The organism is Pseudomonas rustica, from assembly GCF_018336155.1.
GTDB classification, from domain to species: domain Bacteria; phylum Pseudomonadota; class Gammaproteobacteria; order Pseudomonadales; family Pseudomonadaceae; genus Aquipseudomonas; species Aquipseudomonas rustica.
Genome location: NZ_JAGYHF010000006.1, coordinates 16,497 through 28,865, shown reverse-complemented (window position 1 = coordinate 28,865; position 12,369 = coordinate 16,497). Strand labels below are relative to the sequence as shown.

Below are 12,369 nucleotides of genomic sequence, written 5' to 3'. Positions count from 1 at the left end.
CAGCCTTCGGCAGCTCCTACAGGGGGTGTGCGATCAATGTAGGAGCTGCCGCAGGCTGCGATCTTTTGCCCTTAAAAACAACAACCGAGGAGAGTGCAAGTGATCCGTGTACTGGTAGCCGAAGACCACACCATCGTCCGTGAGGGCATCAAGCAATTGATCGGCCTGGCCAAGGATCTGCAAGTGGCGGGCGAGGCGAGCAATGGCGAACAACTGCTCGAAACCCTGCGCCATGTGCCGTGCGAAGTGGTGCTGCTCGACATCTCCATGCCCGGGGTCAATGGCCTGGAGGCGATCCCACGGATTCGTGCACTGACCAATCCGCCGGCGATTCTGGTGCTGTCGATGCACGACGAAGCGCAGATGGCTGCTCGCGCGTTGAAGGTCGGCGCGGCCGGTTATGCGACCAAGGACAGCGATCCGGCGCTGTTGCTCACGGCGATCCGCAAGGTCGCGGCGGGTGGGCGTTATATCGACCCGGATCTGGCGGATCGGATGGTTTTTGAAGTCGGTTTGACCGATGCCAGGCCATTGCACTCTCTTCTCTCCGAACGTGAATTTTCAGTGTTCGAGCGCCTGGCCCAAGGCGCCAACGTCAACGACATCGCCCAGCAACTGGCGCTGAGCAGCAAAACCATCAGCACCCACAAGGCGCGGCTGATGCAGAAGCTCAACATCACCTCGCTGGCCGAACTGGTCAAATACGCGATGGAACACAAACTCCTCTGAACCCGCCCCCTGTAGGAGCTGCCGAAGGCTGCGATCTTTTGACTTTATAAACAGCAAGATCAAAAGATCGCAGCCTTCGGCAGCTCCTACAGTAGAACCGAGTGGCATCCCGTTCGCGTTCATGGCTGACGCTGTGTGGGCATATCTGTTAGCGACACGCGTTTTTTGCTTGTTCTTGCAGCTCGCCGCTCACCCCTCGCCACTGCCTTATCCGTTAGCGCCATCCTTGTAGGGCAATCCCTACCCCCAACCTTCCATCCGGCTGAGGCGATTCTCTCCTGCGCCCCGATTTGCGTGCCTGTCAGCAACCACTAGGCTTAATCCACAAGCAGTCATCAACAACAAAGGTGTGGGTATGAGCCAGGTCGATACAAACGCAGGGGCCAGTGATGTGCTGGTCAGCTTTCGTGGAGTGCAGAAGAGCTACGACGGCGAGAACCTGATCGTCAAAGACCTCAACCTGGACATTCGCAAAGGCGAATTTCTTACCCTGCTCGGGCCGTCCGGTTCCGGGAAAACCACCAGCCTGATGATGCTCGCCGGTTTCGAAACGCCGACTGCCGGCGAAATTCTGCTGGCCGGGCGTTCGATCAATAACGTGCCGCCGCATAAGCGCGACATCGGCATGGTGTTTCAGAATTACGCGCTGTTCCCGCACATGACCGTCGCTGAAAACCTCGCCTTCCCGCTGAGCGTGCGCGGCCTGAACAAGAGCGACGTCAACGACAAGGTCAAGAAAGTCCTGAGCATGGTGCAGCTTGACGCATTCGCCTCGCGCTACCCGGCGCAGTTGTCCGGTGGTCAGCAGCAACGTGTGGCGCTGGCTCGCGCATTGGTGTTCGAACCGCAACTGGTGCTGATGGACGAACCCCTCGGCGCCCTCGACAAACAATTGCGTGAACACATGCAGATGGAAATCAAACACCTGCACCAGCGCCTCGGCGTGACCGTGGTCTACGTGACCCACGATCAGGGTGAAGCGCTGACCATGTCTGACCGCGTCGCGGTCTTTCATCAGGGCGAAATCCAGCAGATTGCTCCGCCGCGCAGCCTCTACGAAGAACCGAAAAACACCTTCGTCGCCAATTTCATCGGCGAGAACAACCGCCTCAACGGCCGTCTGCTCAGCCAGACCGGCGAACGTTGCGTGGTCGAGTTGGGCCGTGGCGAAAAGGTCGAGGCGCTGGCGGTCAATGTCGGCAAGACCGGCGAACCGGTGACCCTGTCGATCCGTCCGGAGCGCGTCAGCCTCAACGGTTCGAGCGATCAATGCGTTAACCGCTTCTCAGGGAGGGTGGCGGAATTCATCTATCTGGGCGACCACGTCCGGGTGCGCCTGGAAGTCTGCGGCAAGACCGACTTCTTCGTGAAACAACCGATTGCCGAGCTCGATCCCGCGCTCGCCCTCGGTGACGTGGTACCGCTTGGCTGGCAGGTCGAGCACGTTCGCGCGCTTGATCCGCTTTTAGAGGCGAACTGATCGCCCCGGCAATACCAACACCAACCCTGCACGTGGAGAGAACAATAAATGTTGAGATCCCTGAAGTTCACCGCCCTGACCCTGGGCCTGATGGGTGCGGCAAGCGCAATGGCCGCTGGCCCGGATTTGACCGTGGTCTCGTTTGGCGGGGCGAACAAGGCGGCGCAAGTCAAAGCCTTCTATGCACCGTGGGAAGCGGCGGGCAACGGCAAGATCGTCGCCGGCGAATACAACGGCGAAATGGCCAAGGTCAAAGCCATGGTCGACACCAAGAGCGTGTCGTGGGACTTGGTCGAAGTTGAATCGCCAGAACTGTCCCGTGGTTGTGACGAAGACATGTTCGAACAACTCGACCCGGCGCTGTTCGGCAAATCCGAAGACTACGTTAAAGGCGCGATTCAGCCGTGCGGCGTAGGTTTCTTTGTGTGGTCGACCGTGCTGGCTTACAACGCCGACAAGCTGAAAACCGCACCGACCAGTTGGGCGGATTTCTGGGACACCAAGCAGTTCCCGGGCAAACGTGGCCTGCGTAAAGGTGCCAAGTACACCCTCGAATTCGCCTTGATGGCCGATGGCGTGGCGCCGAAAGACGTCTACAAAGTGCTGGCGAGCAAGGACGGTCAGGATCGTGCGTTCAAGAAACTCGATGAGCTGAAACCGAGCATCCAGTGGTGGGAAGCCGGCGCGCAACCGCCGCAATACCTCGCTTCCGGTGACGTGGTTATGAGCTCGGCTTACAACGGCCGCATCGCTGCCGTGCAGAAAGAATCCAACCTGAAAGTGGTGTGGAACGGCGGCATCTACGACTTCGACGCCTGGGCGATCCCGAAAGGTCTCGACGCCAAGCGTGCGGAAGCGGCGAAGAAATTCATCGCCTACTCGGTGCAGCCGCAGCAGCAGAAGACCTACTCGGAAAACATCGCCTACGGCCCGGCCAACACCCAGGCCGTACCGCTGCTGGCCAAGGACGTCCTGAAAGACATGCCGACCACCCCGGAAAACATCGCCAACCAGGTGCAGATCGACGTCAGCTTCTGGGCTGACAACGGCGAGCAACTGGAGCAGCGCTTCAACTCCTGGGCTGCGAAATAAGCACGTCACACGGGCCGACGGTGTACCAGATGATCGTTCCCACGCTCTGCGTGGGAATGCCGCCCGGGACGCTCCGCGTCCTCGTGTGACGCAGAGCGTCACTGGATGCGTGCCCACGCAGAGCGTGGGAACGATCAGTAGCTAAAGTTCGAGGTGGTTCGCCGCCTCTGTAACGATCAAAGATTTGCGGAGTACGTCATGGCCATCGCCGTTCCCCTGAACGAGGGCAACAGCCCCACCTTGAAGCAGAAGCTCAAGCGCGCCGAGCGGGTCAACCGCTGGAAGGCTCAAGCGCTGATCGCGCCGTTGGTGCTGTTTCTGTTGCTGGTGTTTCTGGTGCCGATCGTGGCGCTGCTCTACAAAAGCGTCGGCAACCCCGAAGTGGTCGGCGGCATGCCGCGCACCGTGGCGGCCATCGCCAGTTGGGACGGTCGCGGCCTGCCCGCTGAACCGGTCTACAAAGCCGCCGGCGAAGACCTCGCCGAAGCACGCAAAAACCAGACGCTGGGCGATCTGTCCAAGCGCTTGAACATGGAGTTGGCCGGCTATCGCAGCCTGTTGACCAAAACCGCCCGGGCGCTACCCTTCGCCAGCGAACCGGCCTCTTATAAAGAAGCGCTGGAAGCACTCGACGAACGTTGGGGCGATCCGGCCTACTGGCAAGCGGTCAAACGCAACACCAGCAGCATCACGCCTTATTACTTGCTGGCGTCCGTCGATCACCGCATCGACGACCTCGGCGAAATCGCCCCGGCCACCCCGGATCAGGCGATCTACCTCGACATCTTTGCCCGCACGTTCTGGATGGGCCTGGTGATCACAGTGATCTGCCTGTTGCTCGCCTATCCACTGGCCTACCTGCTGGCGAATCTGCCATCGCGGCAGAGCAACCTGCTGATGATTCTGGTGCTGCTGCCGTTCTGGACGTCGATTCTGGTGCGCGTTGCTGCGTGGATCGTGCTGCTGCAATCCGGCGGGCTGATCAACAGCGGGCTGATGGCCATGGGCATCATCGATAAACCGCTGGAACTGGTGTTCAACCGCACCGGCGTGTACATCTCGATGGTGCACATCCTGCTGCCGTTCATGATCCTGCCGATCTACAGCGTGATGAAAGGCATCTCGCCGACCTACATGCGCGCGGCGATTTCCCTCGGCTGCCACCCATTCGCCAGTTTCTGGCGGGTGTACTTCCCGCAGACCTACGCCGGTGTCGGCGCCGGTTGCCTGTTGGTGTTCATCCTCGCCATCGGCTACTACATCACCCCGGCGTTGCTCGGCAGCCCGAACGATCAAATGGTCAGCTACTTCGTCGCCTTCTACACCAACACCAGCATCAACTGGGGCATGGCCACCGCACTCGGCGGATTGTTGCTGCTGGCGACCGTGGTGCTTTATCTGATTTACAGCTGGCTGGTCGGCGCCAGTCGCCTGCGCCTGAGCTAAGGGGAATTCGAGATGCTGAGTCCTTACATGTCGCCCATTGAACGGGTGTGGTTCTACAGCCTGCGGATCCTCTGCGGCCTGATTCTGTTGTTCCTGATTCTGCCGGTGCTGGTGATTATTCCGCTGTCGTTCAACTCGGGGAGTTTTCTGGTCTATCCGCTGCAGGGTTTCTCGCTGCAGTGGTACCACGACTTCTTCGCCTCGGCGGAATGGATGCGCGCGCTGAAGAACAGCATCATCGTTGCTCCGGCGGCGACTGTGCTGGCGATGATCTTCGGTACGCTGGCGGCGATTGGCCTGACTCGCGGTGACTTCCCCGGTAAAGCGCTGGTAATGGCGCTGGTGATTTCGCCGATGGTGGTGCCGGTGGTGATCATTGGTGTGGCGAGTTATCTGTTCTTTGCGCCGTTGGGGTTGGGTAACAGCTTTTTCTCGCTGATCGTCGTGCATGCGGTGCTGGGCGTGCCGTTTGTGATCATCACGGTGTCGGCGACGTTGCAGGGGTTTAACCACAATCTGGTGCGGGCGGCGGCGAGTCTCGGTGCATCACCGCTGACCGCGTTTCGTCGGGTGACGTTGCCGCTGATTGCGCCGGGGGTGATTTCCGGGGCGCTGTTTGCCTTTGCAACTTCGTTTGACGAGGTGGTGGTGACGTTGTTTCTTGCGGGGCCTGAGCAGGCGACGTTGCCTCGGCAGATGTTTAGCGGGATTCGCGAGAACCTCAGCCCGACGATTGCCGCTGCTGCGACGTTGCTGATTGCGTTCTCGGTCATCCTGCTGCTGACCCTGGAATGGCTACGTGGCCGCAGCGAAAAACTGCGTACTGCTCAGGTCTGACGCTGATCGTTCCCACGCTCTGCGTGGGAATGTCTCTCGGGACGCTCCGCGTTCCCGCTCGAGGATGGGACGCAGAGCGTCCCCGGCTGTATTCCCACGCAGAGCGTGGGAACAATCAGGGAGTACCGTCCTCGCGACTGGGTCATTCATGGAGTGAATAGCAGACAACCCCAAATCCCCAGCTAATCTTGTGCCCAGCTCCCACATCTATAAGAGGCTGCGCACGATGAGTCTGTCCCAGTTCAAAATCGCTCACAAACTGATCACCGGTGCCGCCGCCATCGAGCAACTGGCCGCCGAACTCACGCGCCTCGACATCGACAACCCGCTGATCGTCACCGACGCGGCGCTGGTCAAATCCGGCACGGTCGAGCTGGCGTTGTGCCAATTGGGCGGGCGCGAGTACGAGATTTTCGACCGCGTATTGCCAGACCCGGAAATCGCCATCGTCGAAGACTGCATGCGCGTGTACCGCGAGGGCGGGCATGACGGCTTGATCGGCCTCGGTGGCGGCAGTGCTATCGACATCGCCAAAAGTGTTGCGGCCTACGCCGGATATCACGGTGCGCTGGAAGATCTGTTCGGCGTCGATCAGGTGCCGCGCAAAGGCCCGCCGCTGATCGCCATCCCGACTACCGCCGGCACCGGTTCCGAAGTCACCAACGTCGCCATCCTTTCGGACAAAGTCGCGCAACTGAAGAAAGGCATCGTCAGCGACTATCTTTTGCCGGACGTCGCGCTGGTCAGCCCGCAAATGACCCTGACCTGCCCACGCAGCGTCACCGCTGCCAGTGGCGTCGACGCGCTGGTGCACGCCATCGAATCCTATCTGTCGGTCAACGCCTCGCCGATCACCGACTCGCTGGCCATCGGCGCGATCAAGCTGATCGCCAAAGCCCTGCCCAAGGCCTACGCCAACGGCGCCAATCTGCAAGCCCGCGAAGACATGGCCACCGCCAGCCTGATGGCCGGCATGGCGTTCGGCAATGCCGGGGTCGGTGCGGTGCATGCGCTGGCGTATCCGCTGGGCGGGCGCTTCAACATTGCCCATGGTGTGAGCAATGCCTTGCTGCTGCCGTATGTCATGACCTGGAACAAGATGGCCTGCGTCGAACGCATGCAGGATATTGCCGAAGCCATGGGCGTGAAGACCGCTCATCTGAGTGCAGCCGAGGCGGCGGACAAAGCCGTGCAGGCGATGACCGATCTGTGCGCGGCCGTGGAAATTCCTGCCGGCCTGCGCAGTTTCGGCGTCCCGGAAGACGCGATCCCGGCCATGGCCGCAGAAGCCGCGGGCATCGAGCGCTTGATGCGCAACAACCCGCGCAAACTCAGCGCCGTCGATATCGAGAAGATTTACCGAGCGGCGTACTGATCATCGCGGTCACGGTGCGCGCGCTCAAGCATGAGGCTACAATGCGCGCCATCGTGATTTAGCTCAGAAAAGGTGCGTCATGCAGCCCTTCGTAATTGCTCCGTCGATTCTCTCCGCCGACTTCGCCCGCCTCGGCGAGGAAGTGGACAATGTTCTCGCCGCTGGCGCCGACTTCGTTCACTTCGACGTCATGGACAACCACTACGTACCCAACCTGACCATCGGCCCGATGGTCTGCGCGGCGTTGCGCAAGTACGGCGTCACCGCGCCGATCGACGCGCACCTGATGGTCAGCCCGGTGGATCGCATCGTTGGCGATTTCATCGAAGCCGGCGCGACCTACATCACTTTCCACCCGGAAGCCACGCTGCACGTTGATCGCTCGCTGCAGCTGATCCGTGAAGGCGGCTGCAAATCCGGTCTGGTGTTCAATCCGGCAACCCCGCTGGACGTGCTCAAGTACGTGATCGACAAGGTCGACATGGTCTTGCTGATGAGCGTCAACCCGGGCTTCGGCGGGCAGAAATTCATTCCCGGCACCCTCGACAAACTGCGTGAAGCGCGGGCGATCATTGATGCTTCGGGCCGTGATATCCGTCTGGAAATCGACGGCGGTGTCAACGTCAACAACATCCGCGAAATCGCCGCGGCAGGCGCTGATACCTTTGTCGCCGGCTCGGCAATCTTCAATGCGCCGAACTACCAGGAAGTCATCGACAAGATGCGTTCCGAACTGGCGCTGGCGCGCCCATGAGCGGATTTGAGCAGCTGTTCCCGGGAAAACTGCCACGGCTGGTGATGTTCGATCTGGATGGCACGCTGATCGACTCGGTTCCAGACCTGGCAGCGGCGGTGGACACCATGCTGCTCTCCCTCGGCCGCCAGCCTGCCGGCATCGAAGCGGTGCGCGAGTGGGTTGGCAACGGCGCGCCGGTTCTGGTGCGCCGTGCTTTGGCCGGTGGCATCGATCATTCGGCGGTGGATGACGTCGAGGCCGAACATGCGCTGGAAGTGTTCATGGAGGCTTACGGCGCCAGCCATGAGCTGACCGTGGTCTATCCCGGCGTGCGCGACACCCTCAAGTGGCTGCACAAACAAGGCGTGGCCATGGCGCTGATCACCAACAAGCCCGAGCGCTTTGTCGCGCCGTTGCTGGATCAGATGAAAATCGGCCGCTACTTCAAGTGGATCATCGGTGGCGATACCTTGCCGCAGAAAAAGCCTGACCCGGCAGCGCTGTTCTTCGTGATGAAAATGGCCAATATCCCGGCCTCGCAATCGTTGTTCGTCGGCGACTCGCGCAGCGATGTGCTGGCGGCGAAAGCGGCGGGGGTCAAATGCGTGGCGCTGAGTTATGGCTACAACCATGGCCGACCGATTGCCGAAGAGTCGCCGGCGCTGGTGATCGACGATCTGCGCAAGCTAATTCCCGGTTGCCTCGGTTCGGCCGCTGAGATAACGTTGCCCGACGCTTCTCAATCCCATTCTGGAAACGCCATCGTGGTGGTCACTCGCAAACTCTGGATGAAAGTCATCAAGGCCCTGGCCCGCTGGCGTTGGCGCGCCTGACTTTTTTCTGGCCGGCCTGCCGGCGCGTTTGCATACCTGACTGATAGCACCTCACACCACGAGGCACCTTATGATCCGCGAAGAATTCCTGCGCTTGGCCGCTGACGGCTACAACCGCATTCCGTTGGCCTGCGAAACCCTGGCCGACTTCGACACGCCGCTGTCGATCTACCTGAAACTGGCCGACCAGCCCAACTCCTACCTGCTCGAGTCGGTGCAGGGCGGTGAGAAGTGGGGCCGTTACTCGATCATCGGCCTGCCGTGCCGCACGGTCATGCGCGTTCACGATCATCACGTCAGCATCACCGTTGATGGCGTCGAGACCGAAAGCCACGACGTTGAAGATCCACTGGCCTTCGTTGAAACCTTCAAGGCGCGTTACAACGTGCCGACCATTGCCGGTCTGCCGCGCTTCAACGGTGGTCTGGTGGGTTACTTCGGTTACGACTGCGTGCGTTATGTCGAGAAGCGCTTGGGCAAGTGCCCGAACCCGGATCCACTGGGCGTGCCGGACATTCTGCTGATGGTGTCCGACGCCGTCGTGGTGTTCGACAACCTTGCTGGCAAGATGCACGCGATCGTCCTCGCCGACCCTGCGCAGGCCGATGCCTTCGAACAAGGTCAGGCACGTTTGCAGGAATTGCTCGAGCAACTGCGCCAGCCGATCACCCCGCGCCGTGGCCTGGACTTCAGCAAGCAGCAAGCGGCTGATCCAGTGTTCCGTTCCAGTTTTACTCAGGACGATTACGAAAAAGCCGTCGACACCATCAAGGAATACATCCTTGCCGGTGATTGCATGCAGGTCGTGCCGTCGCAGCGTATGTCGATCGACTTCAAGGCTGCACCGATCGATTTGTACCGCGCGCTGCGTTGCTTCAACCCGACGCCGTACATGTACTTCTTCAACTTCGGCGACTTCCACGTCGTCGGCAGTTCGCCGGAAGTGCTGGTGCGCGTTGAAGACAACCTGATCACCGTGCGCCCGATTGCCGGCACGCGCCCACGTGGCGCGACCGAAGAAGCCGATCTGGCGCTGGAAGAAGACCTGCTGTCGGACGACAAAGAGATCGCCGAGCACTTGATGCTCATCGATTTGGGTCGTAACGATACGGGGCGCGTTTCGGAAATCGGTTCGGTGAAGCTCACCGAGAAGATGGTTATCGAGCGTTATTCCAACGTGATGCACATTGTGTCCAACGTCACCGGTCAGTTGAAAGAAGGCCTGACGGCGATGGACGCACTGCGGGCGATTCTGCCGGCGGGCACCTTGTCCGGTGCGCCGAAGATCCGTGCGATGGAAATCATCGACGAACTGGAGCCGGTCAAGCGTGGTGTGTATGGCGGTGCGGTCGGTTACTTCGCCTGGAACGGCAACATGGACACCGCGATTGCCATCCGCACCGCAGTGATCAAAAACGGCGAACTGCATGTGCAGGCCGGTGGCGGCATCGTCGCCGACTCGGTGCCGGCCCTGGAATGGGAAGAAACCCTGAACAAACGCCGCGCGATGTTCCGCGCCGTCGCCCTGGCCGAACAAACCCCTGACTGATCGCAGATCCCTCATGGGTGAGGCCTTGTGTGGTAAGGGGATTTATCTGTGGTATGGGGATTCATTGTGGCGAGGGGATTTATCCCCGTTCGGCTGCGCAGCAGTCGTAAAACCATTACATGTGGTTTGCCTGATACACCGCGGTGTTTGGTTTAGGGGCTGCTTCGCACCCCAACGGGGATAAATCCCCTCGCCACAGGTTAATGTTTTCCACCATAAAAAAAGCGGCGCCTGTGAGGGCGCCACTTTTTTCATGCCCTGCAACAACCCCCTGTAGGAGCTGCCGCAGGCTGCGATCTTTTGCTCTACCGCTTAAAAATCCAACACCACCCCAACATTCACGCCCTGTTGGGTAAAGTCATCATCCTTGCGGAACGAATACCCGCCACGCAACGCCAGATCCGCCGTCAGCTTATGGCTAACACCCAAACTCAAGCGGTTCAAATGGCTCTGCGGCGTATACCCCTCAAGTTTGAAGTCATTCGCCGGCAAGGTATTCAGCGCGATATTGACCTTCTGCACGTCGTCTTCGTACTCACGCTCGTGCGCATACTCACCAAACACCTGCGTTTGCGGAGTGAAGTTGTACTTGCCCTGAATACCAACGCCCAGACGTTTCGAATCGCGGGTCTGATCATCGAAGGTCAGCGCTGTAGCGCGGTTGCTCTTCTCTGAATAACCATCGACATCGACGCTGGCATAATCGGCGCTGACGAACGGCGACAGATGCCATTCGCTGCCCGGCTGGGCAATGTCGTAGCCGATGCGCGTGCTGAACGCCCAGAGGCTGCCGTCGGTATCACCTTTCTCCGCACCTTCGCTGGCGCCCAGATCAAACTTGCGCTTGAGGTTGTCGTAGTCGAGTTTGCCTCCGGTCAACGCCGCGTCAGCCCACCAGCGATTCTGCTGGAACTGGGCAAATGCGGTGGCCATGTAGCTGTTGAGTTTGTAGTCCGAATCGTTATGCCCGGCCTCGAGATTCTGCCGGTAGAAACCACCCGCCACACCGACACGCCACGCGTCATTCAGACGATAGCTGCCCCCGACATTGAGGTTGTAACCGCTGCCGTCTGCACTGGCGCCGCTGCTTTGGCTGTCGACATCCAGATGCTGGCCACCGGCGGAAACGATCGCGCGCCATTGGCCGACCGCTTGCCAGTTTTCCCAGTCCGCCTGCCATTGGCTGCGCAGTTCATCCTGATGCGCACGCACGGTGGCGTGGGCCATTTCCGGCAGCAGCGTCAGTTCCCACGGCGCGGCCAGTAGGGAATAGGCGTAGTCGGAGATCAGTTTCTGCCCGGCTTCGGTCGGGTGCACGCCGTCGTTGTAAATCAGCTTGGTCGGATCTGGCGTCGCACTGTTGATGCCGTAACGGGCGTTTTCCGGGCAACCGCTGCCGCTGAAGCACGTCGCGGTGAGGTTCTGATCAGTGGCCAGACCAAAACGGCCCGGATCGGCGAACACTTCCGACAGCAATACCGGAATGTTCAGCGGAATGATTTCCGCATTGATGCCTTGCAGACGACTGACCAACTGGCTGTTGAATTGCGCGGCGAGCTGGCTGCTGAACGCTTGCAGCGGCGTGCCGTTGATGGCCGGGGTCAGGCCGACGTCAGGCAACAGCCAGACCATCACGTATTTGGCACCGGCCGATTGCAACGCTTGCACGCTGTCAGCCAGTCGATCGGCGCCGGCGTTGGCTTGCGGCAGGCTGAGGATGCGGCCCTGCAGGAAGTCGTTACCGCCGCCGGAAATGTAATACAGCGCATTCGGGTCAGCGCGGAAGCCGTTCGAGGGCAGATAACCAGTGCGAGTGCGTTCACCGGTGGCGGATTGCGAGGTGATCGAATCGAGAATCTGGTCGGTGCGATAACCGCCGACCGCCCAGTTGTTGCCGTCGACCTGACCGTTTTCGACGCGCACTTGCGAGCTGGAAGAGGCGGTCTGATCCGGGGTGAAGCCGAGTCGGCCGCCGAGCAATTGCGTGGAGTTCAGCGAACGCACTTCGCCGCTGCCGTCCAGATACACCGGGCCGGTACGGTTGGTGTAGCGCTGGGTAGAACCGGCCGGGCCGCCGGTGTCTCTGAAGGTGCCGGCATCGTTGAGACTGTCGCCAAACACCACGAAATTCGAGTAAGGATTGGGGGCGGCATTCGCCTGGGCGCAGGCCAATGCGAGCAAGCATCCAGCCAGCGGTACAAACAACGTCTGTTTGATCATGAGCAAGTCCGTTTATTTATTGTTGTAGGTGAACGAAACGACAGTACCAAAAACTTCCGGCCTTTTGCCATC

At 60.2% G+C, this 12,369-nt stretch carries 10 protein-coding genes; 9 read left to right on the top strand and 1 reads right to left on the bottom strand.

The features are described from left to right. The first annotated feature begins 99 nt into the window (after window positions 1–99). From KFS80_RS12645 to trpE, 9 genes are all read left to right on the top strand, one after another. The gene (locus tag KFS80_RS12645) at window positions 100–729 is read left to right on the top strand and encodes a response regulator (protein WP_212544984.1); all 630 of its coding nucleotides are present in this window, start codon (window positions 100–102) and stop codon (window positions 727–729) included. Window positions 730–1,084: 355 nt separating this feature from the next. After that, on the top strand, window positions 1,085–2,209 hold the full coding sequence (locus KFS80_RS12640) for an ABC transporter ATP-binding protein (RefSeq protein WP_212544983.1): 1,125 nt from the start codon (window positions 1,085–1,087) through the stop codon (window positions 2,207–2,209). Between the two features lie 48 nt (window positions 2,210–2,257). Beyond that, window positions 2,258–3,301, top strand: a complete 1,044-nt coding sequence (locus KFS80_RS12635) for an ABC transporter substrate-binding protein (RefSeq protein ID WP_159814844.1) — start codon at window positions 2,258–2,260, stop codon at window positions 3,299–3,301. A gap of 198 nt (window positions 3,302–3,499) precedes the next feature. Next, window positions 3,500–4,747: an ABC transporter permease gene (locus tag KFS80_RS12630; protein ID WP_008084125.1), complete on the top strand. Its 1,248-nt coding sequence runs from the start codon at window positions 3,500–3,502 to the stop codon at window positions 4,745–4,747. 12 nt (window positions 4,748–4,759) lie between these two features. Beyond that, the gene (locus KFS80_RS12625; protein ID WP_008084123.1) at window positions 4,760–5,584 is read left to right on the top strand and encodes an ABC transporter permease; all 825 of its coding nucleotides are present in this window, start codon (window positions 4,760–4,762) and stop codon (window positions 5,582–5,584) included. 226 nt (window positions 5,585–5,810) lie between these two features. Then, window positions 5,811–6,959, top strand: a complete 1,149-nt coding sequence (locus tag KFS80_RS12620; RefSeq protein WP_212544982.1) for an iron-containing alcohol dehydrogenase — start codon at window positions 5,811–5,813, stop codon at window positions 6,957–6,959. A gap of 79 nt (window positions 6,960–7,038) precedes the next feature. Next, entirely contained in the window at window positions 7,039–7,713 is a 675-nt protein-coding gene (rpe, locus tag KFS80_RS12615) for a ribulose-phosphate 3-epimerase (RefSeq protein ID WP_007918813.1), read from the top strand. After that, on the top strand, window positions 7,710–8,528 hold the full coding sequence (locus tag KFS80_RS12610) for a phosphoglycolate phosphatase (protein ID WP_053124372.1): 819 nt from the start codon (window positions 7,710–7,712) through the stop codon (window positions 8,526–8,528). The genes rpe and KFS80_RS12610 overlap by 4 nt, the downstream gene beginning before the upstream one ends. Before the next feature lie 70 nt (window positions 8,529–8,598). Then, on the top strand, window positions 8,599–10,077 hold the full coding sequence (trpE, locus tag KFS80_RS12605) for an anthranilate synthase component I (protein WP_159814841.1): 1,479 nt from the start codon (window positions 8,599–8,601) through the stop codon (window positions 10,075–10,077). Between the two features lie 312 nt (window positions 10,078–10,389). On the opposite strand, the gene estP is transcribed toward trpE, so the two are convergent. Continuing rightward, window positions 10,390–12,297 carry an esterase EstP gene (estP, locus tag KFS80_RS12600; RefSeq protein ID WP_212544981.1) on the bottom strand — a complete coding sequence of 636 codons (1,908 nt, stop codon included), beginning with the start codon at window positions 12,295–12,297 and terminating at the stop codon, window positions 10,390–10,392. Window positions 12,298–12,369 lie beyond the last annotated feature (72 nt).